This is a genomic window from Adlercreutzia sp. CNCM I-6216 (assembly GCF_977113345.1).
Genome location: NZ_CDSBIE010000004.1, coordinates 86,395 through 108,795, shown reverse-complemented (window position 1 = coordinate 108,795; position 22,401 = coordinate 86,395). Strand labels below are relative to the sequence as shown.

At 62.5% G+C, this 22,401-nt stretch carries 19 protein-coding genes; 2 read left to right on the top strand and 17 right to left on the bottom strand.

Annotation, left to right across the window (positions count from 1 at the left end; all coding sequences use genetic code 11):
• Positions 1–164 precede the first annotated feature (164 nt).
• The 3 genes from ACYVRU_RS05195 to ACYVRU_RS05185 form a co-directional block, all read right to left on the bottom strand.
• Positions 165–1,925: a proline--tRNA ligase gene (locus ACYVRU_RS05195; protein ID WP_452039358.1), complete on the bottom strand. Its 1,761-nt coding sequence runs from the start codon at positions 1,923–1,925 to the stop codon at positions 165–167.
• The gene (gene ispG, locus ACYVRU_RS05190) at positions 1,922–2,992 is read right to left on the bottom strand and encodes a flavodoxin-dependent (E)-4-hydroxy-3-methylbut-2-enyl-diphosphate synthase (protein ID WP_418712528.1); all 1,071 of its coding nucleotides are present in this window, start codon (positions 2,990–2,992) and stop codon (positions 1,922–1,924) included. The genes ACYVRU_RS05195 and ispG overlap by 4 nt, the downstream gene beginning before the upstream one ends.
• 91 nt (positions 2,993–3,083) lie before the next feature.
• Positions 3,084–4,196, bottom strand: a complete 1,113-nt coding sequence (locus ACYVRU_RS05185; protein ID WP_452039357.1) for a site-2 protease family protein — start codon at positions 4,194–4,196, stop codon at positions 3,084–3,086.
• A 562-nt stretch (positions 4,197–4,758) separates the two neighbouring features.
• Here ACYVRU_RS05185 and ACYVRU_RS05180 point away from each other — a divergent pair.
• Positions 4,759–8,577 carry a VaFE repeat-containing surface-anchored protein gene (locus ACYVRU_RS05180; RefSeq protein WP_452039356.1) on the top strand — a complete coding sequence of 1,273 codons (3,819 nt, stop codon included), beginning with the start codon at positions 4,759–4,761 and terminating at the stop codon, positions 8,575–8,577.
• Positions 8,578–8,600: 23 nt separating this feature from the next.
• Here ACYVRU_RS05180 and dxr read toward each other — a convergent pair whose 3' ends face one another.
• From dxr to pyrH, 5 genes are all read right to left on the bottom strand, one after another.
• On the bottom strand, positions 8,601–9,863 hold the full coding sequence (gene dxr, locus ACYVRU_RS05175; RefSeq protein WP_451917918.1) for a 1-deoxy-D-xylulose-5-phosphate reductoisomerase: 1,263 nt from the start codon (positions 9,861–9,863) through the stop codon (positions 8,601–8,603).
• Positions 9,864–9,917: 54 nt separating this feature from the next.
• A complete protein-coding gene (locus ACYVRU_RS05170; protein WP_306506244.1) occupies positions 9,918–11,033 on the bottom strand; it encodes a phosphatidate cytidylyltransferase in 1,116 nt (371 codons plus the stop codon).
• Between the two features lie 111 nt (positions 11,034–11,144).
• Positions 11,145–11,924: an isoprenyl transferase gene (locus tag ACYVRU_RS05165; protein WP_022738414.1), complete on the bottom strand. Its 780-nt coding sequence runs from the start codon at positions 11,922–11,924 to the stop codon at positions 11,145–11,147.
• 37 nt (positions 11,925–11,961) lie between these two features.
• Entirely contained in the window at positions 11,962–12,525 is a 564-nt protein-coding gene (gene frr, locus ACYVRU_RS05160; RefSeq protein ID WP_114538648.1) for a ribosome recycling factor, read from the bottom strand.
• Between the two features lie 142 nt (positions 12,526–12,667).
• The gene (pyrH, locus tag ACYVRU_RS05155) at positions 12,668–13,384 is read right to left on the bottom strand and encodes a UMP kinase (protein WP_114538647.1); all 717 of its coding nucleotides are present in this window, start codon (positions 13,382–13,384) and stop codon (positions 12,668–12,670) included.
• 301 nt (positions 13,385–13,685) lie between these two features.
• Here pyrH and ACYVRU_RS05150 point away from each other — a divergent pair, with 301 nt between their 5' ends.
• The gene (locus ACYVRU_RS05150) at positions 13,686–13,916 is read left to right on the top strand and encodes a helix-turn-helix domain-containing protein (protein ID WP_114548229.1); all 231 of its coding nucleotides are present in this window, start codon (positions 13,686–13,688) and stop codon (positions 13,914–13,916) included.
• A gap of 138 nt (positions 13,917–14,054) precedes the next feature.
• On the opposite strand, the gene ACYVRU_RS05145 is transcribed toward ACYVRU_RS05150, so the two are convergent.
• The 9 genes from ACYVRU_RS05145 to ACYVRU_RS05105 form a co-directional block, all read right to left on the bottom strand.
• Positions 14,055–14,279 carry a helix-turn-helix domain-containing protein gene (locus ACYVRU_RS05145; RefSeq protein WP_114548230.1) on the bottom strand — a complete coding sequence of 75 codons (225 nt, stop codon included), beginning with the start codon at positions 14,277–14,279 and terminating at the stop codon, positions 14,055–14,057.
• Between the two features lie 203 nt (positions 14,280–14,482).
• Complete coding sequence (locus tag ACYVRU_RS05140) at positions 14,483–15,283, bottom strand: Rpn family recombination-promoting nuclease/putative transposase (protein WP_451917917.1); 801 nt, start codon at positions 15,281–15,283, stop codon at positions 14,483–14,485.
• 539 nt (positions 15,284–15,822) lie between these two features.
• The gene (locus ACYVRU_RS05135; protein ID WP_114538643.1) at positions 15,823–16,473 is read right to left on the bottom strand and encodes a T6SS immunity protein Tdi1 domain-containing protein; all 651 of its coding nucleotides are present in this window, start codon (positions 16,471–16,473) and stop codon (positions 15,823–15,825) included.
• A gap of 22 nt (positions 16,474–16,495) precedes the next feature.
• Positions 16,496–16,816, bottom strand: a complete 321-nt coding sequence (locus ACYVRU_RS05130) for an HNH endonuclease signature motif containing protein (protein ID WP_114538642.1) — start codon at positions 16,814–16,816, stop codon at positions 16,496–16,498.
• Positions 16,817–17,187: 371 nt separating this feature from the next.
• Entirely contained in the window at positions 17,188–17,508 is a 321-nt protein-coding gene (locus tag ACYVRU_RS05125; protein WP_114548232.1) for a helix-turn-helix domain-containing protein, read from the bottom strand.
• 10 nt (positions 17,509–17,518) lie between these two features.
• Positions 17,519–18,046 carry a DUF2975 domain-containing protein gene (locus tag ACYVRU_RS05120; protein WP_114538640.1) on the bottom strand — a complete coding sequence of 176 codons (528 nt, stop codon included), beginning with the start codon at positions 18,044–18,046 and terminating at the stop codon, positions 17,519–17,521.
• Between the two features lie 132 nt (positions 18,047–18,178).
• Complete coding sequence (locus ACYVRU_RS05115; protein WP_256156365.1) at positions 18,179–19,552, bottom strand: radical SAM/SPASM domain-containing protein; 1,374 nt, start codon at positions 19,550–19,552, stop codon at positions 18,179–18,181.
• A 228-nt stretch (positions 19,553–19,780) separates the two neighbouring features.
• Positions 19,781–21,361, bottom strand: a complete 1,581-nt coding sequence (locus ACYVRU_RS05110; RefSeq protein ID WP_256156364.1) for a S1C family serine protease — start codon at positions 21,359–21,361, stop codon at positions 19,781–19,783.
• Between the two features lie 261 nt (positions 21,362–21,622).
• Positions 21,623–22,396 (bottom strand): amino acid ABC transporter ATP-binding protein, encoded by a 774-nt coding sequence (locus ACYVRU_RS05105; protein WP_452039355.1) that lies wholly within the window; start codon positions 22,394–22,396, stop codon positions 21,623–21,625.
• Positions 22,397–22,401 lie beyond the last annotated feature (5 nt).

The window sequence follows — 22,401 nt, the reverse complement described above, 5'->3', positions numbered from 1 at the left end:
GGGCTGCGAACTGGGAATATTGCTCGTTGAAGACGACTGCTCAAAGCGCTCATGGCACATTGGGCGCTTTCGGCGCGGCTCGCGTCCATTCGGCGCGAATGCGAGAAAGACCCCGAAACGCGAGAGGCGATCCGGGGTCTTCGTCGATTGAGGAGTCTATTGCCCTATCCGAAGATAGCGGCGAAGGCTCCGGTGCCGGCGCCGTGGAGGGTATTGTCGCGCATGGCGCGGCGGGCAAAGCCCATCATCTCGGCCAGAGCGTCCAGCGCTACTTCCTTCTTCTCGCCCGTGCGACGCAGCTTCATCTCCACCTTGCCCTCTTTCAGGCCGCGCTTGCCCACGACGATCTGCACGGGCCAGCCGATGAGGTCGGCGTCGTTGAACTTCACGCCGGCGCGCTCGTCACGGTCGTCGATGACCACCTCGAAGCCGAGCTCGGCCAGATCCTTCGCGATTTTCTCGGCCATGGGCTGCACCTCGTTGTCGCCCACCGTGAGCGGCACCACGCAAATATGGGCCGGCGCCACGGAAAGCGGCCACATGATGCCGTGCTCGTCGTGATGCTGCTCGACGATGGCAGCCAGCGTGCGAGAGATGCCCACACCATAGCAGCCCATGATGAAGGGCTTCTCCTCGCCGTCCTCGTCCATGAAGGTGGCGCCCATGGCACGAGAGTACTTGTCGCCGAGTTGGAAGATCTGGGCCACCTCGATGCCGCGAGCGCCTTCCAACGGAAGTCCGCACGTAGGGCAGCAATCGCCGGGCTTCACCGTGGCCAGATCGGCCCACTCGTCCACCTGGAAATCCTCGCCCAGACGCGCGCCCACGTAGTGGTAGCCGTCCTCGTTGGCGCCCACGACCCACTGCGGGATGGCCTGCAAGCTGGTAGCGGCGATGATGCGGGCGCCCTCCGGCAGCCCCACCGGCCCCATGGAGCCCTTGCACAGACCGAAGGCGAGCATCTCCTCGTCAGTCAGCAGCGTGAAGCCGGGCACGAGGCCCTCGATCTTGAGCTCGTTCAGCTCATGGTCGCCGGGGATGAACAGGCACACGAGGTTGCCCTCGGCGTCCTTGCCGGACAGCGCCTTCACCGTGGAGGACTCGGGGATGTTCAGGAACGCGGCCAGCTCGGCAATAGTGTGCACGTCGGGCGTGGCGATCTTCTCCATGGCGTCCACTTCGTACAGCGTGGGGCGGGCCAAACACGCGCCGGCCTCGGCATCGGCCGCATAGCCGCACGAGCAGTACACCAGGTCGGCCTCGCCCGATTCGGCCAGCGCCATGAACTCGGTGGTCACCTTGCCGCCGATCTGGCCGCCATCGGCCTCCACCTCGCGGTAATCCAAACCGCAACGGTCGCAGATGGCGCCGTAGGCCTTCCCCATGGCGTCGTAGGTCTCCTGCAGCGACTCCTGGGTGGCGTTGAAGCTGTAGGCGTCCTTCATGACGAACTCGCGAGAGCGCAACAGGCCGAAGCGCGGGCGAATCTCATCGCGGTACTTCGTCTGAATCTGGTAGAGGTTCTGGGGCAGCTCCTTGTAGGAGCGCAGCTCGTTGCGCACGAGCGCCACGATGATCTCCTCATGGGTGGGACCGAGGCACATCTCGCGATCGTGACGGTCGGTAAGGCGCATGAGCTCGGGGCCGTAGTCGTTCAAGCGCCCGCTTTCCTCCCACAGCTCCGCCGGCTGCAGCACCGGCATGAGAATTTCCTGGGCACCGGAAGCGTCCATTTCCTCGCGCACGATGTTCTCGATCTTCTTCAGCACGCGGAAGCCCAAAGGAAGGAACGTGTACAGGCCCGATGCCGCCTTGCGCAGCATGCCCGCGCGCAAAAGCAGGCGCGCGCTGTCGATGTCGGCGTCCGACGGGTCTTCCTTCAGGGTGGGGGCGTACAGGTTGCTCATACGCAGAATCTGGGTCATAGGTTCTCCAACTCCTCCATAAGGGCAGAAACAATTTCCGACTCTTGCACTTTGCGGACGATTTTACCATGGGAGAAAACAACGCCCGCGCCCGCTCCGCAAGCCACCCCGATATCGGCATCGGCGGCTTCGCCCGGGCCGTTCACCACGCACCCCATGACTGCCACCTTCACCGGCTTGTCCACCGCAGCGAGGCGCTCTTCCACTTCTTGCGCGAGCCCAATGAGGTTCACCTGGCAGCGGCCGCAGGTAGGGCAGCTGATGAGCTCGGGGCTGCGGCGGCGCAAATCGAGTGCGCCGAGCAGCGTCCAGCAAGCCCGCACTTCCACCACAGGGTCGTCCGTGAGCGAGATGCGCATGGTGTCGCCGATACCCTCTTCCAAAAGAACGCCCAGGCCGCATGCGCTTTTGATGATGCCTTGGAAGGCGGTGCCCGCCTCGGTGACGCCGATGTGCAGCGGCACCTCGGGCAGCTCGGCGGCCAACAGGCGATAGGTGTCGATGGTGGTCTGCACGTCGTGGGCCTTGGCTGACACCACAAGGTCGTGGAAGTCGCACTCGTCTTCGAAGAAGCGCACGTATTCGGTAGCGGAGGCAGCCAGTTTCTCGGGCAGCGTCAGGTCGTCGCGGGCCGCCAGCGCGTCGTCGAGCGAGCCGGCGTTCACGCCGATGCGGATGGGGATGCCCGCCGCCGACGCCGCAGCGATCACCTCACGGGTGGCCTCCAGGCCGCCGATGTTGCCGGGGTTGATGCGCAGCTTGGCCGCGCCGCGGGCCGCCGCCTCGATGGCGATGCGGGCGTCGAAATGGATGTCGGCCACCACGGGCAAGGGTGACGCGGCGCACACGGCTTCGAAAGCGTCCAGGCAGTCCCGACGCGGAATGGCCATGCGCACGATCTCGCAGCCGGCCTCGGCCAGCGCCTCAATTTGCGCGAGGTTGGCGGCCACATCGTCGGCCGGGGCGTTCAACATCGACTGCACCGCCACCGGCGCGCCTCCGCCCACCGGCACATCCCCCACCATCACACGCCGCGTGCGGTCATGGGGCTTCAGTTCCTTGGTCACGGACCACTTCCTTTCCAACCGTTATCTTTCACCAATTATAAGTCCGGAATCCGCCCAAGGAAGTCAGCGAGGGTCCGACAGGTTTAAACCCCTAGCCCCAGTTGCCAAAGACGAACCGCTGGATGTCCTGGTTCAGCATGATGACGAAGAAGCCGAGGAAGAGCGCCATACCGGCCAGCGACATATAGTTCATGGCCTTCTGGGACACTGTCTTGCGGGTGCCCTTCTGGAAGATTTCCACCACGAAGCGGCCGCCATCGAGTGGCGGGATGGGCAGCAGGTTCATGATGCCCAGCGAGACCGAGATCATAGCCATGAACTCCAGTGCCTCCACAAGGCCCGCCTGGAAGTAGTCTTTCGACATGACGGCAATGCCAACGATGGAGGTGGAATCGGACACCGTCTGAGCCGCCGTAGCCGGGTTGAACAGGCCCGCGACCGCCTGAATCACCATGCCGATGTACATGAAGCCAGCCTGCAGCGCCTGCAGCACCGAGGCATGGATGGTCGTGATCTCGCCCGTTTCAGGATGCTGCACCTGAAAACCGATGATCGAGAACACGATAATGAACACGAGCATGGCGAACAGCAGGTTCATGAAAATGCCCGCCAAAAGGATGACCGAACGCTTCCAGAAGGGCAGCGAGCGGTACTGCTGGCGGTACTCGGACTCGTAAAGCGCATGGGGGTCGGCCACTTCGCGAGCTTGGCCCAGCTCGTAGGAGACGGGCGCCGGCAGCCCCGCCGCGGCCGCCTTCTTCAGAGCGCGCTTGCCGGGCGCAACGCGCGGGGCGCGGTAGGTGTTGTACTGATCGGCCTTGGAAGGCCCGATGACGCTGCCCCATTCCACCAGCTCTTCCAGGGCGTTGTACTCTTCATCGTCACTGATGCCGCAATCGCGGGCCACGTCCTCCATGTTGGCGGTGCCGCGGCGGTAAAGCGACGCGAGCGCCTCCTGCAGGTGCGGCTGCAAAGGGCCGGCCTCCATGCCGCACACCTTCGCGTAGCCGCCGAGGGGCACGGCCGTGACGCCATAACGAGTCTCGCCCTTCGTGAAGCCGATGGAGGGGCCGGGCAGGCCCAGCATGAACTCGGTCACGCGCACGCCGAAGGCCCGAGCGGCCAGGTAGTGGCCGCCCTCGTGGATGAACACGAGGAAGCCGATGCTGATAACGGCGCAGACGATCATGATGAGGATGTCCACAGATGTCTCCTTATATATGAGAGATTTCCTGCCTCGCGGGGCAGGAACGGGTGTCGCTGGTCATTATAGAAAGCGGGCACCCTTTGTCTTTCCCTTGGAGAGCCGTCTCGGAAAATAACTACAAGCTGGCTACGATCCCTCCATGGTTTCGGAGGGACGTACACCGAATCTGCCGGCTGCGCCCGCCACCTTGACTGCCGTCTCGGCGAGCGCGAAGCACGCGTCTTTGCTACCGCCGCTTGAGAATCGAGCGCCTCGAAGTCCCGCCCTTTTCTCACTGAAAACCCGTCGAAGTCCCTTTTAGCTCCTCGCGCCGACCGCTTTTTCGTCGCAAAAAAATACGACTTCCGCACGGTCGAGGGAGGGAACGAACTGGGACATTCCCGCGTCATTTCTACGGTTCGGCTCTCGTAAGGTTATCGGCGTCAGGCATCGGGCGCCGTACGCCAAACCTTCCAGCCCGCATTCCTTCGAGACACGGACGTCACGATTGCGCCCCACGCCTGACTCTCTTTCGTCAATCGAGCAGCGCGGACACGTGGCCGCGCAGAGAGGAGTCACCGTGGATTCACTCGATCCCGTCCCCGCGCGCCCGCCCCTCCAAGGAGGCCGCGCCCTTTTCAACATGGTTCTTGCCTTCCTACTGCTCGTGGGCCTCATCCCCGCGATGTGTGCCCCTGCGACCTCGGCAGTCGCCACGGAAACCGAGGGGGTGCCCGTCATGTTCCATTTTAAAGACTCTGCGGGCGAGACCATCGACTTCGCCAGCATCACCGCGCCATACGACCTGCAAGAAGGGCACATTGTCGCCACGGTCGATGAGGGTGGAGCGCTTGATCTCGACGAGGCGCTCAGCTTCGCCGTGTACGAGCACTACGCCACCTTCGGCGACCGCCAGCGCGACATTACCGATGAGTGCTCTCTTGATGCCGCAGCGGGCACCGTAAGCATCCCCGAGTCCTATGCGGACACTCTGGAAACCCTCGGCATCGTCTTCGAGCTGTCGCCCGCACATCCCGCCTATGAGCGCTTTGTGCTCGCCGATCTCGACACGAGTCCGCAGGAGCTCACCATCGGCGAAGAGACAACGACCATCGCCTCGGACATTCCCGATATCCTCGCCGAGGCTGGCGGCATCGCCCCCTTCGCAGCCGCCTTCCCCGGCCAGACCGAGAAGCACTACGCGCTCAACCCCTATATGCGCCTCGAAACCTTCGATGTCGACATGCCCCGCAAACAGGAGGCCTATGGGTTCCCCAGCGATCTGGTAGGCTCCTATGGGTTCGGCGCTTTCTTCGGCACCTCTCAGCACTGGGTGAACGGAGTTTCCCAGGGAACGAACTTCAACGACTACGTGCTGAACACCGCATCGAGCAGCTTCGACGCCGTCGTGGACGCGTTCCTTTACGAGACGATCGCCGCCCGCAACGGCGCCGATGCGCCCTTCGCCACCTCGCGCACCGGCAGCGACTACCGCGCTCGCTTCCTCACCACGGGCAACGACTACAAGGACACCAACTACAGCGGGGGAAGCGCACCCACCAACCGCGCCATGGCCCAAGCCACCTGCGGTACTGCCGGCGTTTCCAACGGCTACGGCGCCGTGGCAAGCAACCCCAACGGCGACAACTACATCACTTACAAGGGCACCTACACCGGCTCGCAATCCGCGTACAACGGATGGTACAAGTTCTACTACAAAATCGATGCTCGATCCGCTGCCACCAACAAGGAGTTCCAGGACGTTGTCGGCTACCTGCTGGTGGAGCCCATCAACACCGGGCGCGCCCAGGTCGTGAAAACCTCCGCCAACCCCGCCATCTCCAACGCCAACGGGAATTACTCGCTCGCCAACGCGGTGTTCGGCGCCTTCTCCACTCGTGCAAGCGCCGAAGCGGCGGCCGAGCAGGCTGCCAAGGGCGCCTGGGGAAGCTGGCAGGCGGCCCGCACCTGGGCTCAGGCCAATGCTTCGTTTACCCTCGTTACCGGGGCGGATGGCAGAAGTGCGGTCGCCGAGGACATCGAGGGCGGCGACTATTACTTCTGCGAACTGTTCGCCCCGCCCGGATTCCGCCTGAATAGCGCCGTCCAGAAGGCGACCGTGGAGGCAACCAGCGACGAGAGCGTCGTGTGCCAAGTATCCTTTGCCGATGAACCCATGCGCGGCTCCATCGACTTGCTCAAGCAGTCGGGCTATCCCGAGGTCACGATGGGACACCCCGGCTATACCTTGGCGGGCGCCGTCTATGGCGTGTACGCGGACTCGGCCTGCACAAAGCTCGTCCGCGAAATCCGTACGAGCCTGAACGGCGATGCCGACGGCTACGGACGCATCGACGAGATGCCCATCGGCTCCTATTGGGTGCGCGAGACCAAGCGCCCTCTGGAGGGCTATGCTCTGGATAGCCGAACCTATGCCGTGACCGTCGCTGATCGTTCCGTCACCCGCGTGAATACCACTGCCGTCAGCGACAAGGCAAAGTTGAATCCCCTCTCCCTTCTTATCCAGAAGAAGGATGCTCAAAGCGGTCAGAGCCATGCGCAGGGTGCCGCCACCCTCGGCGATGCCCACTTCCGCATCGATTATTATGCGACAAAGAATGCTTCTCTGGATGCCCTTAAGACCCTCGAGCCGCAAGCAAGCTGGGTCGTGCGCACCAACGACGAGGGCGCCTTCTTGCTCGACGAGGCGGAGGGCAGCTTCACGCACACTTTGGCCGACGGAACGACCGAAGAGCTTCCCTACAAGGTGGCAGGCGATGCGTTCTACAAGCTCTCCAACGGTCGCATCGCGCTTCCCATCGGCACCTATGCCATCCAGGAAGTGAAAGCGCCGCGTGGCTACCTTCTCGACGAGACCGTGCACGTGCGCCACGTCACCGATGCCGACACCGATGGCGAGATTATCGAGACCTTCGATGCGGAACAGAACGGCGATCTCGTCACCGACCGCGTCGCCCGCACCGATCTGCGCTTCATGAAGCGCGTCGACGGCGCCGCAAAGCTGGCCGGCATCCCCTTCAAGCTCACCTCGAAGACGACCGGCGAATGGCACATCCTCGTCACGGACAAGAACGGGCTCGCTTCCACGGAATCTACCCCGGGGCATCCCCACGACGCGAACACGAACGCCAACGACGCGCAGTTCACCGCTCCTGACGGCAGCTTCCAGATGCCGCTTACGTTGGACACCGAGGCCCTTGATGCCACAGCGGGGATCTGGTTCGGTCTCAATGCCGAAGGGGCGTCCGTCGCTGCGGACAATGGACTGGGCGCACTGCCCTTTGACACGTACGAGCTGGAAGAGCTTCGATGCCCGGCCAACGCAATCTTCGAGATGATCCGCGATGAAATCGTGGTTGACGAGAGCGATGAGGGGCTCGTCGTCGACTTAGGCACTCTCAACAACACGGGCACCGACAAGCCCACGATCCGCACGAGTGCCTACGACGGTCTGTCCGACGATCTGTACGACACGCAGATCAGCGCCGACACCAAGGCCGTCGTCATCGACCGAGTCACTTATTCTGGCCTAGAACCCGAAGAGCCCTATCTGCTTCGGGGAACCCTCATGGACAAAGCCACCGGAGAGCCGTTCCTCGTGAATGAGGAAGAAGTCACCGCCGAGCTTGAGTTCACTCCCGAGGATTACAACGGGTACGCGAACGTGACCTTCGCCTTCGACGCCTCGGCGATCACCGAGGACACCAACCTCGTCGTCTTCGAGACGCTTCTGCAAGATGGCGTCGAAGTAGCCTCGCACCGCGATCTCGCCGACCGCAAGCAGACCATCGCCGTAAGCCCTATCGCCATCGGCACAACGGCCGTCGACGCCGCCACCGGCACTCACGAAGGCGTGCCAGCCGAAGAGGTCACCATCATCGACACCGTCAGCTACCAGGGACTGACCCCCGGCGAGGAGTACGAGCTATCCGCCGTGCTCATGGACAAAGAGGAAAACGCCCCGTGGCTCGTGGAGGATAAAGTGGTCATGGTAAGCCACCGGTTCATCCCCGAGGAACCCTCGGGCACGGTGGATGTCGAGATCACCATTCCCGGCGCCAACTTGGATGGCGTGAGCCTCGTGGTCTTCGAATCGCTGCTGCACGACGACATCGAGGTGGCCCTCCACGCCGATATCGAGGATGAGGGGCAGACCGTCTCCTACGCCTATCCAGACCTGCCGCTGCCGCCGACCGGCGGCGACGAGCCGGAAAAGCCCGCAGAGCCCGAGGCCGACGAGCCCGAGCCGACGCGCGTCGCCCGAGCCTCTCGCCTCGCTCAAACGGGAGACGAGAGCCTTACGGTGATTTGTTTGGTCGCCCTGCTCGCCGTCGCCGGCGCCGGCGCTGCCTTCGTCGCCTACCGCAAGCGCCGCTGAGAACGCTTCCGGGGGCGGCGCCGCTAACTCTGCCGCCCCCGGGCCCACTCGCTTGCGAAGGCGCGGGCCCATGCGTCGACGGCCTTCAGCTGCTCGAGGCTCTCCACGACTTGGACGCCTGCCCCTTCGTGGGCGTCCATGGTCGCCTCGACGCAGCAGGCGATATCGAGGTAGCCGATCTGCTCGGCGAGAAATGCTGCCACCGCCACTTCGTTGGCGGCATTCATGACGGCGGGCAGCGTGCCCGCCACCTCACCTGCATGACGAGCCAGAGCAAGACAGCGGAACGTATCCACATCGGGCGCCGCAAATTCCAGCGAGCCCAACGTCCGAAAATCGAGCGGTCTCACGGGAGCCTCCCACCGCTCGGGATAGGAGAGAGCAAATTGAATGGGAATGCGCATATCGGTCGTACCCAAATGAGCCAGAACCGACCCATCGGTAAACTCCACCATCGAATGGATGGCGCTCTGGGGCTGCACTACCACTTCGATCTGGTCGTAGGACATCGCGAACAAGTGGTGCGCCTCGATGACTTCGAGCCCCTTGTTCATCAGCGTCGAGGAATCGATGGAGATCTTCGCCCCCATGTTCCAGGTGGGATGGGCCAGTGCCTGAGCTGGCGTGACCGCCTCCAGGTCGGCGATCGTCTTGCCTCGGAACGGGCCGCCCGAAGCCGTCACCCACAGCTTCGAGATCTCGCGCGGATTCTCTCCGAGCAGACATTGGTAGATGGCCCCGTGCTCCGAATCGATGGGCATGAGCGCCCCGGCCGGCCCTGTCGCCGGAGCTACGCCGGAGGCCCGACGATCCGCATCCACCGCTGCTGCCAGCGGCATAATGAGGTCGCCACCCACCACGAGCGACTCCTTGTTGGCCAAAGCGAGCACCTTGCCCGCCTTCAGCGTCGTATAGCTCGCCTCCAAGCCAGCTGCCCCTACCAGGGCGTTCACGACGACATCCACCTCGGGCAGTTGGGTGAGAGCCACGACGGCTTCGGAGCCCACGCCGAAGCTCGCCTCCGCGTCCTCCTGGCCCTCGGGAACGGCCAGCGACCGCACGAGGGCCCGCGCCTCATCGCAACGGGGATCGTTCGCCAAAGCGGCATTCCCCACCGCCAGATGGCGCACGCCGAATTCCCGGGCTTGAGCGAGCAGAACATCCAAGGAGCTGTTCACCGCAAGACCGACGATCTCCAGCTTATCGCCGTGCTGACGCACGACATCGAGGGTCTGGGTACCGATGGATCCCGTAGAGCCGAGTACCGCAATGCGCCGTTTGGCCATGAGAACCCCTTTCACTATGACAGGACACGCAAAGAGCGAACCGGGACGGATCGCCTAGAAAAGAGCATAGGGAATGCAACCGCCGGCTATCAGAAGGATAGCTGCCGTGATGGAGGTGAGGAACAGCGAGTCGCTCCGATCGAGCAGGCCGCCGTGGCCGGGCATGATGGTGCCGGAGTCCTTGAACCCGGAATTCCGCTTGATGCGGCTCTCCGCCAAATCGCCCAGCACTCCCATGCAGCCGGAAATGATGCCGAAGACAATAGCCTGAGGAATGGCCATGGTGATGCCGGGCACCAGCGTCATGAGGCACCAAAATATCACCGACCCCACCAGACCTGCGATGAACCCTTCCCAGCTCTTCTTCGGACTCGTGCGCGGTGCCAGCTTGTGCCTCCCGATTTTGCTTCCCACCAAATAGGCGAAGGCATCGTTGGCCCACACCGACAAGAACAGCAGAAGCACGCAGGCGCCGCCCCACGGCGCCGGCAGCGACACACGGATAATCACCAGTCCGCACAGCAGAAGGCCCGTGTAGGCAGCACCGAAGAAGCTCACCCCCACATCGGGGATGCGGGCCCGCAGCCAGAACACGTACCACACCAAGAGGGCCAGCAGAAGAGCCAAGCTCACCAGCATCGCGCCCACCAGACCGGCAATGTACACACTTAGGGGATAGAGCACGGCCGCAATAATGCCGAGCATCTCGTTGGGCAGCTTCGCATCGGAGCGCAGCATGTAGAAGAACTCGCCGGCGCAGATGCCAGCGACAACCATCAGCATGAGCACCATGGGGATGTTGCCGGCCAGCACGCAGATGACCGTCGCCGCCGTGTAAATTACCCCGGTACGGAAACGCACTTGAAGATCGGAGGGATTGCGCAGCTTGTCCGGCGTCTTGTTCAGCGCCTTCTGCTTCAGGCGATCGCGCTTCTCCTGGCGCGTCTCGCGCTTCTCCTCGCGGGCGGCGCGCTCCTCATCGGAGAGGTCGTAGTGCCAGGGAGGGCCTTCGGGGGCCGATTCCGCATCGCAGACGACGGGAGGCAAGTCGCGTTCCTCATCGGGCTGCAGCCGGTCGAGCAAATGAGTGCGCTCCTCCGAGGGCGCACTCACCTCGTCAGGGGACGCACTCATCCCGTCAGAAGCCGCCGCCCCACGCGCAGCTGACACGCTTCCGCGCTCTTCCGAACGCACACGACGGCCATGGTCGCCTCGGCGCAATCGCTCGCGCGCCGCTCGGGCTCGATCCTTCTTCTCTTCGTCGGAAATCCCCCCGCGCATTTAGGCCACGCCCCCGAAACGGCGGTTCCGCCCCTGATACTCGAGCAGGCACTCCAGGAAGGTGTAGCGGTTGAAGTCGGGCCATAGCACATCGGTGACCACGAATTCGGAATAGGCGATCTGCCACAGCAGGAAGTTCGAGATGCGCATCTCGCCCGAAGTGCGAATGACCAGATCGGGGTCGGGCATCCCGAACGTGTACAGCCCCCGCTCGAACATCTCCTCGGTGGGCTCTATCACTTCCCCGGTCTCTTCGCCCAAAAGCACCGCCTCGCGCATGCAGCCCCGGCAAGCGCGCAGTATTTCCTGACGGCCACCGTAGTTCACGGCCACCACCAGCGTCATACCGTCGTTGTCGCGCGTCTTCTCCCAGGCCTCATCGAAGGCCTCACGCGTCTCTGCGGGAAGCGCCGAGAGATCGCCAATCGTCCGCACGCGCACGCCCTCTTCATGAAGGCCGTCCACTTCGGCGAGCATGGTCTTGGCGAACAGATCCATCAGCCCCACGACCTCATCTTCGGGCCGCTTCCAGTTCTCCGTGGAAAACGAGTAGATGGTCAGATAGCGCACCCCAAGATCCGACGCGCAGCGAATGGCCTCTCGCACCGCCTCGATGCCGGCCTTATGGCCCTTCAGGCGATTCAGCGCGCGCTTCTTGGCCCAGCGCCCGTTGCCATCCATGATGATGGCCACCGACTCGGGAATCCTCTCCGGATCAAGCGCCCGAGGATCAACCCCCTCGGGCGGATCCGGAAATATGTAATCTAAATCCTTATTCATCCCTACCCACCGGTCGTTCGTGAAGCCAGTGAACCCCCTAGATCTCCATGACCTCGGCTTCCTTCTTCTTCAGAACCTCATCGACCTCGGCAACGAACCGATCAGTCATCTTCTGGATCTCGGCCTCGGCCCGCTTCGATTCGTCTTCGGGAAGGTTGTCGTTCTTCACGGCCTTCTCGATCGCGGTGTTCGCGTCGCGGCGCGCATTGCGCACGGCCACGCGCGCTTCCTCGGCGTAGGTCTTGCACTGCTTCACCAGATCGCGGCGGCGCTCCTCGGTCAGGCTCGGGAACGGCAGGCGAATGACCGAGCCGTCGTTGTTCGGGGTCACGCCCAAATCGCTCTCGAGGATGGCGTGCTCGATGGCACGCAGCATGCCCTTGTCCCAAGGTTCGATGACCAGCAGATGGGCCTCGGGCGTCTTCACGCCAGCCATCTGGTTCACCGGCGTGGGCACGCCGTAGTAGTCCACCTTGATGCGGTCGAGCACCATGGCGTTGGCGCGGCCCGTGCGCACGCCCATGAAGTTCTCCTTCAGCGCCGTGATGGCCTTTTCCATGCGCTCTTCCGCGCTCATCAGAATCTCGTCGATATCTGCCATGAGGGTTTCCTCCCTAATCACTCAGGGGCTCCTCCCCCTGAAATCCTTCTAGAATCCGCCACGAGCCTCGCGACCCGCGGCATACGCTCGTCCTCGCTGTCGCGCCGACAAGCGGCTCCGGCGCGGCCTGCGCCCCAGGTGCCTACTCGACCACCGTGCCCACCGGCTCGCCCTGCAGAGCGGCCTTGATGTTGCCCGGCTTGGTGAGATCGAAGACGATCATGGGCACGTCGTTGTCCATGCAAAGCGAGGTGGCCGTGGCATCCATGACATGCAGCCCCTGGCTCAGCACCTCCATATAGCTGATATGGTCGAACCGGTGCGCGTCGGGATTCTTCATCGGGTCGGCATCGTAGACGCCGTCGACCTTCGTGGCCTTCATGACGCAATCGACGTCCAGCTCGCAGGCGCGCAGGGCCGCCGTCGTATCGGTCGTGAAATAGGGATTGCCCGTGCCGGCCGCCAAAATGACGACGCGCCCCTTCTCCAAATGGCGGATCGCGCGGCGGCGAATGTAGGGCTCGGACACTTCCTGCATATTGATGGCGCTCTGCACACGGGAGAAGATGCCGTGGCGCTCGAAGGCGTCCTGCAGAGCGAGCGCATTCATCACCGTGGCCAGCATGCCGATGTAATCGGCCTGGGAGCGATCCATGCCCTCGGCCGATCCGGCCAAACCGCGGAAGATGTTGCCCCCGCCGACAACCACAGCCAGCTGCACGCCATCGTGAACGATCTCGGCGATCTCCTCGGCAAGGTCATCGACCACTCGCGGGTCAATGCCGTACCCCTGATCGCCGGCGAGCGCCTCGCCAGATAGCTTGAGCAGCACGCGATCGTACTTGTATTCGTTCGCCATCGAGTACATCCCTTCGTCGGCAGGATCTTGTAAACGGATACATATTACCCGAAGTCCCTCGCCAACGCAGCGTCAGCCTTCCAAGATCAAAGAATTAGCTCAGTGCTGAGGCGCGAGCATAGGGGCTTACCCGAACCCTCTCCCGCTGAACCGCAAACCGTCGTGCAGACCACTGCGGGCAGAAACGCATATCGCGCAGACGCCAGGCAGCCACTCTTCCCGTGCGCCCATTCTTCAGAAATTGCCGAGTTATGTCATATATGACCTATGACTGATTCGTCATCAACGTACTCTTGGCCCCATGAACGACGAACAGGAAAAGGTGCAAGCCCGCATTCACTCGCTTGGTCAGCAGATCAGGGCGCATCGCATTGCCCAGAACCTTTCCCAGCAAAGGCTTGCCCTCATGGTGCACACCGACCAAGCCGTCATCGCCCGCATCGAGGCCGGCAAGCACAACACGGGCATCGCCAAATATATCGAAATCGCCGATGCCCTCGATGTTCCCTTGGGCGCCCTCATCAACTTCTAAGGCGAAGAACTTCCTCTCGCCCCCCATCAATCGAGCGAGCGAGCGAGCGAAAGGCTCGTGCAAGCTCTTAAGCATCTTTCCCGTGTCTTTTTAAAGGAAAGATGACGAAAGACGCCTCGGCGACACCCGCCGGCTCGGTCAGTCCTGCTCCTCGCGAGCGGGCGGCTCGTACACGAGTAAATCGCCCGGTTGGCAGTGCAGCTCGCGACACAAATCCTCCAGCAGCGAGATCCGAATACCTTTTGAGCGATTGCAGCGCAAGTGGGAGAGGTTCACCGCCGAACGCCCCACCTTCTCCGACAGCTCGTTGACGCTGATGTCGCGGTCGGCCATGACCACCTTCAACTTCGACACAATAGGCATAGCATGCTCCCATCCGCCCAGAAAGCCGCTTTTTGCGTGATCCTGCAGGCGCCCACACGGCCGCCTCTTCTCCGCTGCGGTACGGTAACCTCATAATGTATTTAATATACTAGCACGTTTTCAATAATTTTAAGGTGATAGTTTCATACCAGGCCGATAGCATTCGCAGCGGAGGGCAACTCTCCGCGACGCTTTCCCGTTGTCTACTCGCTCGCTTTCAGCCCGAACTCCGCGAGCATTTCATCGCGATAGGCAGCATCCTCGGAAACCCGCCTGGCATCGTCGAGGCGCCCCGCGTCCAGAAGGAGGCCGACGAGAGTTCCCAGCCTGTCCATGCCCTGCTCCATGCCCCTGGCCTCTGCCCGGCGGCAGCGCATCTCGGTATCCTGCTCGTAGGTCAGCACCTTGGTCACCCACTCCCGGTCACGGTTGTATTCCTCCACGAGGGAGTCTATCTCTCGGGACAGCGCGCCCTCGGGCCGCCCCGTCGCCACGTAGTGTAGCAAATCGCGCAGGTCGGGGTCGGCGACATCCTCGGCGGCCGACGCATTGAACACGCGCCAGTGCGAGTCGTCCCCCGCGACCAGCTCCGGGGCCTCCAAGCAGACCCGCTCGATCGAGTAGACGGCCTCGCCCGCCCTGAAGGGGTCGGTCGCGCAGAAGAACACGACGAAGCTCTCCGGGAGCAGCCCGTAATCTTCCCCGGGGCCCAGCTCCGTCGCGTCGATCGCCGCCTGGTAGTAGCGCATCCGGCGCCCTATCCGGTCCTCGGGGGAGACCTGCATCTCGATGTCGAACACGCGGCTTCCCTCCCGCGCGAACACGTCCATGCGGACGCCGCGGCTCGCCGCCGCCGGCTCCTTCGCCTGCTCGGCGTTCAGGTAGGTTATCTCGCCCACCTCTATCCCCAGCGCGGCGCGCAGGACCTTGCGGCACACCTCCTTTTCGCATAGCACGCGGTTGAACATCCATCGATCGGAGAACTTCAGAAATCTCTTCGGCATGGCGGAATCCTCTCATCGGACATCACGATTCCCCAAGCCTACGACAGAGCGACCGCAGAAATGACGCGGGAATGCCCCGGTCAGTTCCCCGCGCCGACCGCACTTGTGCCGCAGCAGAGTCGCATCGGAGTCCCCGCCCGCCCCTCGCCGACCTCGGCTATCGACCTTTCGTCACAATAGGGCCTTCCGACAGCTCCGCATTCGCATCCATTTCATATGATTTCTCGCCGAAGACAATGGAACCGAGCCTCACGCAGGGGACGATCTCGACCGCGGCCATGCCCTTCCCCCGTCGCCTTCCTCTACCATCCTTGGCGAACAGGATGCGGAGATAAAGACGGCCTCGCGAACGCCCCATGGGTACTTGACCATCGCGCACAACGTCAGCAGCGTGAGGTTCAAGCGCCGGCTTTCATAAAGACCTGCCCCGCACGAAGCGAATTGGCATTTCCCTCGAAGTAGCGGAGACCCAAATCATCGAGCACCTCGCTCAGATCGCCGTTCAAAGGCCTCATTCCGGTTTGGGGGGGGGACTCGCCCTACTCGAAGCTGATGTTGCCTATCTTGGTGCCCTCGGGCAGGTCCTTCACGGCCTCCCACAGCTGGTCAGTCATATCCCAGTACACCTCCATGTCGGAGACCTCCATGTTCTCCAGGGAGTCCTCCCCGCCGAGGAAGAGAGGGATCCTGTAGCCGCCGCATTCCATGCGTCCCACGGGCGCATGCCCCTCCAGCCACTCCCGATACCTCCCGACCCCAAGACACGCCTCGCTCTGATTCGGCATAACCTCGTTCAGGAAGACTGCCACGTCTTTCCCGATATAGTACATATCGAGAGTTGCGATTTCCAGGAGAACCACGAGCTCCTTCCCATCGCCGTCCCGTTGATCAACCGCAAAGCACCGCCCCATCCAATCGTATCCGATCAGATTAAACTCACTGCGAAGCTTCGTGAAGCATCCGGACACCACCCGATGCCATCCCTCGAGATCACTGCGCTCGAACACCCTGAACACTCCATCGCCGAACGACCGGCCGCCCAGGCCGTCGATGAACGCGTCGTAGGGATCGGCCGCCCCGTCCTCGAGGACCGGGGCCTCCCCGAAGTACTCCAGAAACTCCGCGAACATCGAGGGGGTCGCCCTCCGCCGGGCCCCGCGGCCCTTCCTCCTCTTGAACAAGTCGAACATCTCGCTTCCTTTCACTCGAATATCACGTTGCCGATTTGGTGCCTTCTGGAAGATCCTTTATCGGATAGCGTATCTGAGCTCCCATGCTCCGGTTGACGCTGGCGTCGAGGGGGCGCATGTTGCTCACATGGTCGGCGCTTCCCAGCTGAAGATCTATTACATGATCGACATCGTAACCAGCAGGCACCGAGTCTTTCCCGTATTCCTTCTTGAAAGCATCGGCTGCCGACCCATTCCTCTTCCCCACGGTCGTCTTCACTGTGTCCGCTCTCGACAGATCCCGAGCCTTCCTCGTCGCCTGGGACATCTGGATCTCGTCCCAGATGTCCTTCCTCTTCAGCACAAGATCGACAGTCCTGTCGAGACGCTCGCCGGCCCGAATCGTGCCCGCCGTGTTGCTCCCGATGACGTTCCCAGCAATCTTCGGCGAGATCTAGACAGCTTGAATGTCATCAGTTGATCCACTGCAAACAGGCCATGTCGAAAAGCTTGGAAAACTTGCCAGAAAGACGTCCTTCATCTGACGAGGTCGATCCTTCTGCCTCTACGGAACCTCCTCGATGCTGCAAAAAGGGGCGTCGGAGCACAGGCGCGTTTCCTGAAAATGTGTTTCTCGGGGGTGCAGCTCTCGGGGAGCACTTTTCGGGGGTGTTTCGCGGGCATGAAAAAGGACGCCCGGTGAGGCGTCCTGTGAGGTGCGGGTTGTGGCAAAGACTAGTTGGCCACGTTCACAGGGATGCGGGAGACGGCGCCGATGGGCTTGCGGGCCGGCTCCTCGATGGGGCGGTTGATGATGGCATCCAGCTCGACGGCCTCATCGGTGCCCGGCTCGGGGGAAACGTACTCAAACAGGTCGCCCGGCTGGCACTGGAGCACTTCGCAAATGCGCTCCATGGTGGAGAAACGCACGGCCTTGATGTGGCCGCGGCGCATGCGCGAAATGTTCACCGGCGAGATGTCGATGCGCTGAGAGAGTTCGTTGACAGACATCTTACGATCCGCCATCACTCGGTCGAGACGAGGAATAATAGGCATATCAGCTCCCTTACACGGTTTCGTCGCTGAGTTGCTGGAGCAGCGCAGCATATCGAAATATTGCCGAAAGTGAGTACATAATAGCAGAAAAGACGAGTACTCCAACATTAATACTTATAACAGGCTCAGTTGACCCTCTATTTACTATCACATCGTAGCCTATGCGTGGAACTACCTCGAATGTCACCCCGAGGGTAAATGCAAATTCGAGAAGTGCAAACATGAGCGCAAGGAACGCAATGAATCTGAGGCGATCTGCCTGCTTTTCTGTAAATGGCGTTTCGCTATTGACTGCATCCTTGAAGATAAGCTTCAGCATTGCCAAAACGCCAAGTACAAGGACTCCATAAAGCACTATATACGCAACAAGCGACATGCCATCGAATCCTGCCGCGCCAAGCTGAGCGAAAGACATGACCAATGCCGTTAACCAAATGAGACCAGCGCCTATTAGCAATACCGTCAGCATCACATTGATCACTCGACATACATGCGAGGCGTGTTTAAGCGATTGCTCTAAAGTATTGCTCTTCGTCACTTCTCAGACCTCCTTTCGCAGTCAAGCGCAATCCGACGCAAAAGGCCAACGCCGGATTGCACAGATCCATGTACAGCTAAAACCCGATCTGAACACAATGGGTGTGGTCGGGACCAATCACCGCACAGATGCTCAGCGGCTCTGCATCGCTATAGAACAGCATGATTCCTCCTCCTTTCTTTGGTTGCGACCTAACATGGCCTCAAAAAGCAGACGGTAGAACGTCCGCATGAGGGCACAATAGGGATCGCGGGCCTCGACGTCGCCCGTGGCGAAATAGGCGCGAGCGCGGCAACCGCCGCCGCAGAGGTAGCGGATGTCGCAGTCGGCGCAGGCGGCCAGCTCGTCCACGCGCGGGGCAGGAGCATGGCGCGCGCTCAAGCAGCTGGGGTCTTCCACAAGCGACCCCAGGCTGAAGGCCTCGTCGTGCATCATGTGGCAGGGAAACACCTCGCCATCGGCCGATACGCTTACCATGGCGCATCCCGCCCCGCAGCCGCACGTCGTCGTCAAGCGCGTGCTCACCGGCGTGTCGGACAACACGGGCACCCCGTCGCGCGACAGGGCCAGCGTTGCCTGCGCCAAACGCTCGAGCGCCGCATCGTCAGGAAGAACCGCTGCCAACTCGTCGCTTTCCACGGGTGCGGACAGCAGGCTGAAGTTCATGGTGGCCCCCAGCGAGTCGGCCAAAGCCACGTACTCGCCCAAAGCGTCGATGTTGCCCGCATGGGCCGTCGGAATGATGTGCGGCGCAATGCCCGCCTCGCGGATCATCTCAACCGCTGCCACGAGACGCTCGAACAAAGGCTCGCGGCGGATGACCGGCGCCGCCTCGGCGTTGGGACCGTCGAAGGACACCGAGACGCGGCCCACGTAGGGCGCGATGGCGGCGAGCTTCTCCGGCGTGACGGCCGTGCCGTTGGTAAGCACGTCCACCGAAGCGATGCCGCGCTCGCGCACGTAAGCGACAATGGCGGGCAAATCGTCGCGCAGAAAGGGCTCACCGCCGGAAATAACCACATGCCGGCAGCCTGCATCGGCCAGGGCGTCAATGATGCCCCGCAGCTCGTCCAGCGTAAGATCGCACCGCGCATTGCGGGCGTCCACCGCCGAGTAGCAGCCGATGCAGTTCAAGTTACAATGATGGGTGACGTGCAGGTACGCCGACTGCAGCGGCGCGGGCACAGCGGACGCGGACGGCGCGGATGCAGCCGCAGCGGCATTCCCAGCCCCGACGCCTTCCGCACGTTCGACGCCTTCCACGCCTTTCCCCAATGTTACGTCGTCGGCCTCCACATCTTCCACGACAAAGCCGCCACGGCGCAAATGGGCGGGCAAATCCGCATGCACTGCGGCGACCTCTGCTTCGGTCACGTCCTCGGAAAACATGCGATGGCACACGGCGGCGCCCTCCGGCGTGAGCCCGATGGAGTAGCCAGTCGCGGTGTTGCCGATCATGGGGATGGAAAAGGGAGCGTGCTCCACTACGTTAGGGCCGAACCTCACTGCACGCTCCTCTGCGCATCATGGGATAGTGCAGTTAGTATGCGGCAGACGCAAGACCTCGAATGCCGAATATGACATGATTTGCGGCGCATCTTAGCAGATGGCGCTATATTTCCCATGGTGCGCCAGGATTATTAGCCATTAAAATGGCCCCTCCGAGGAGGGGCCGAGATTGATCGAGCTGTGACGTGGACGCAGTGAGCGGCACACGCCCGCGCGTCACGCCGGTTAGCGCTGGCGGCCGAAGAGGTCTTCCAGGCTGTAGCCGTTCATCGACTGCTCCTGGCTCTGCTGCTCCTGCTTGGCCTTTTGGCTAGCGGAGTCGTCGCCCAGGGTCACCTGCACCTCTTTCTCCTGACCACCGCTGTTCACCGTGAGGGTGACGGTGTCGCCGGGGTTCTTGGTGCGCACGTCCAGCATGAGGTCGGAAGCCGACTCAACCGCCTGTCCATCGAAGGCAGTGACGATGTCGCCAGGCACGATGCCCGCCGCAGCCGCACCGGAGTCGGGGGTGACGGCGGCCACGTAGGCGCCGGCGTCGACGGGCAGGCCGTAGCGGGATGCCGTCGCCGCGCTCACCGTGGAGAGGCTCACGCCGAGCTGAGCATGGGTCGGCGTCTCACCGGCGATGATCTGCTGGGCCAAGTTGATGGCGTAGTTCACGGGAATGGCAAACCCGACACCGGAGTAGTTGCCGGAGTACGAGGTGATCAGCGTGTTGATGCCGATGAGCTTGCCCTCGTCATCCACCAGCGCGCCGCCGGAATTGCCGGGGTTGATGGCCGCGTCGGTCTGGATCATGTTCGGGTAAATGGTAATCTCCCCCGTGCCGCCGGACTGCATCGATTCCTGGGCGTCCATAATCTGGGAGCGGCTCGTGGCAGATACGATGCCCGTGGCCACCGACTGCTCCAAGCCGAAGGGGCTGCCCAACGTCATAACCCACTCGCCGATGGTCAGGTTGTCGGAGTCGCCAAGCTCCATAACCGTAAGACCGCTGGCGTCCTTGGCCTTCAGCACGGCCACGTCGGAGGAGGGATCGGTGCCCACGAGATCGGCCTCGTAGGTCTCTCCGGCGACCATGACCTCGTAGGCGCTGCCGCCTTCCACCACATGGTTGTTGGTGATGATGTAGCCATCCTCGGTCAGCACGACGCCAGATCCCTGGGAATAGGCCACCAGATCGCCCGACCCGTCGCCCTGGCCACCGTACTGGTAGCCGAAGTACTGGCTCATCGCGTCATTCTGGGAAGCCTCGGCGTACACCGTGATGGCGGCCACAGAGGGCAAGCACTTCGCGGACACGGCCTCGGCCAGCGTCGGATCCTCGCTGGGCGCGATGACCGTCGTCTCGCCGGTGGAGGGGTCGGTGACGACCGTTGAAGTACCCGAGCCAGAACTGCCCGGAATCATCGCACTCGTAATGCCCCACACGCCGAAGGCGAGTACACAGGCCACGAGCGCGCCGGCGAAGGCGATGAGGAAGGTCTTGCCGCCGTTGCCCTTGGGAGCCGCGTGCTGGGCATGCATCGACACGGGCTCGGCCTCGTAAGTTTGCTGGCCATAAGGCTGGCTGGCGGAATGCTGCGCGGAGCCGGGCGCCTGCTGGGCTCCGTAGCCGTAGGGCTGCTGGGCTCCGTAGCCTGCGTGGCCCGCATAAGCCTGCTGACCGCCGTAGGGCTGAGTGCCCTGGGCGCTGTAGGGCGCAGGCTGAGTCGGCTGCAGCGGTACCGGCTGCTGCGATGCGAGGGTGTGGCCGCCCGAGGCAGAGTCGCCTGGAGGCGTGGGGGTGCTATTGGTGTCGGTCATGGAAGGCTCCTTCACGTAAGGTTGTCCTTATGTGCGCCAAACCTTAGCACGCTCTAGAACTTCTCAACCGTTATGGCAACCCATCGTCACGCTTGCGTCACAGAGATACACCAATCGGTGTACGCGCGCCAACCACTGCGGAGATGCAACGACGCACGCCGACCGTGCATGGGCCACCGCACCCCGCGCCGACCGCCGCCGAGCCGCTTTCGAGCCGTCTTCGAGCCACCCTCGAGGCGATGCGAGAACGCAAGCGAGCGCCTAGTCGCGATCGTAATTCGCCAGAAACGCGCGGGTGCGATCGTGCTGGGGGTTGTTGATGACCTCGCTGGCCGGGCCCTGCTCCACGATGACGCCGCCGTCCATAAAGATGAGATGGTCGGCCACATCGCGGGCAAAGCCCATCTCGTGGGTGACGATGACCATGGTCATGTGCTCGGCCGCCAGATCGCGGATGACCTTCAGCACCTCGCGGGTCAACTCCGGATCCAACGCGCTCGTGGGCTCGTCGAAGAACAGCACGTCCGGGTTCATGGCCATGGCCCGGGCGATGGCCACACGCTGCTGCTGACCGCCGGATAGGTCGCACGGCACCATCGATTCCTTGTCCGCCAGGCCCATGCGGGCCAGAAGCTCGCGACCGCGAGCGAGGGCCTCGTCCTTCGGCATCTTCCGCACGCAGATGAGCGCATCGGTGACGTTCTGCAGCACGGTGTAGTGCGGGAACAGGTTGAAATTCTGGAACACGAGCCCGAAACGAGTCTTTGCGGCGGCGATGACGTCCTTGCCCCCGTACACAGCGCGCCCCGCGGCATCGTTGGCGCACACCGTGAGATCGCCGTAGGAAAGATCGCCCGAATCAAGGGTTTCTAACAGCGTCATGCAACGCAGAAGCGTCGACTTGCCGCCGCCCGAGGGCCCGATGATGGCCAGCACATCGCCGGCATTCACCGTCAGCGAAATGTCCTTCAGAACCTCGTTGTTCCCAAACGCCTTCTTACCGTTGGTGAGGCTTACGACCGCTTTGCTTTCCATGAAAC